The following is a 1762-nucleotide window of genomic DNA, read 5'->3' on the forward strand; positions in this document are numbered from 1 at the left end:
TATTTTCATCAGACAATCTGTGTGAGCACTTCACTTAACACACATCTTCTTGGTAAGGAGGTGATCCAACCGCAGGTTCCCCTACGGTTACCTTGTTACGACTTCACCCCAGTCATGAATCACAAAGTGGTAAGCGCCCTCCCGAAGGTTAAGCTACCTACTTCTTTTGCAACCCACTCCCATGGTGTGACGGGCGGTGTGTACAAGGCCCGGGAACGTATTCACCGTAGCATTCTGATCTACGATTACTAGCGATTCCGACTTCATGGAGTCGAGTTGCAGACTCCAATCCGGACTACGACGTACTTTATGAGGTCCGCTTGCTCTCGCGAGGTCGCTTCTCTTTGTATACGCCATTGTAGCACGTGTGTAGCCCTACTCGTAAGGGCCATGATGACTTGACGTCATCCCCACCTTCCTCCGGTTTATCACCGGCAGTCTCCTTTGAGTTCCCGACCGAATCGCTGGCAACAAAGGATAAGGGTTGCGCTCGTTGCGGGACTTAACCCAACATTTCACAACACGAGCTGACGACAGCCATGCAGCACCTGTCTCAGAGTTCCCGAAGGCACTAAGCTATCTCTAGCAAATTCTCTGGATGTCAAGAGTAGGTAAGGTTCTTCGCGTTGCATCGAATTAAACCACATGCTCCACCGCTTGTGCGGGCCCCCGTCAATTCATTTGAGTTTTAACCTTGCGGCCGTACTCCCCAGGCGGTCGATTTAACGCGTTAGCTCCGGAAGCCACGCCTCAAGGGCACAACCTCCAAATCGACATCGTTTACAGCGTGGACTACCAGGGTATCTAATCCTGTTTGCTCCCCACGCTTTCGCACCTGAGCGTCAGTCTTTGTCCAGGGGGCCGCCTTCGCCACCGGTATTCCTCCAGATCTCTACGCATTTCACCGCTACACCTGGAATTCTACCCCCCTCTACAAGACTCTAGCCTGTCAGTTTTGAATGCAGTTCCCAGGTTAAGCCCGGGGATTTCACATCCAACTTAACAGACCGCCTGCGTGCGCTTTACGCCCAGTCATTCCGATTAACGCTTGCACCCTCCGTATTACCGCGGCTGCTGGCACGGAGTTAGCCGGTGCTTCTTCTGCGGGTAACGTCAATCGATGAGGTTATTAACCTCACCGCCTTCCTCCCCGCTGAAAGTGCTTTACAACCCGAAGGCCTTCTTCACACACGCGGCATGGCTGCATCAGGCTTGCGCCCATTGTGCAATATTCCCCACTGCTGCCTCCCGTAGGAGTCTGGACCGTGTCTCAGTTCCAGTGTGGCTGGTCATCCTCTCAGACCAGCTAGGGATCGTCGCCTAGGTGAGCCATTACCTCACCTACTAGCTAATCCCATCTGGGCACATCTGATGGCGAGAGGCCCGAAGGTCCCCCTCTTTGCTCTTGCGAGGTTATGCGGTATTAGCTACCGTTTCCAGTAGTTATCCCCCTCCATCAGGCAGTTTCCCAGACATTACTCACCCGTCCGCCGCTCGTCACCCAAAGAGCAAGCTCTTCTGTGCTACCGCTCGACTTGCATGTGTTAGGCCTGCCGCCAGCGTTCAATCTGAGCCATGATCAAACTCTTCAATTTAAGATTTGTTTGATTTGCTGAACTCGTCAGCGATGCTCAAAGAATTAGTAACTGTTTATTCGTAATGAATTTACTGTTGTTCACTCTTCAAGACTTTTTATATCGTTAAGATACGGTCTTGTGAGTGCCCACACAGATTGTCTGATTAAATTGTTAAAGAGCAGTGC

The 1762-nt window shown here is 51.7% G+C and carries 1 rRNA gene; it reads right to left on the minus strand.

Annotated features, from left to right (window positions below):
- Positions 1-53: 53 nt before the first annotated feature.
- A 16S ribosomal RNA gene (locus ACIPUG_RS21295) occupies positions 54-1595 on the minus strand.
- Positions 1596-1762: the final 167 nt, after the last annotated feature.

Source organism: Pectobacterium sp. CHL-2024, assembly GCF_044751765.1.
GTDB classification, from domain to species: Bacteria; Pseudomonadota; Gammaproteobacteria; order Enterobacterales; family Enterobacteriaceae; genus Pectobacterium; species Pectobacterium brasiliense.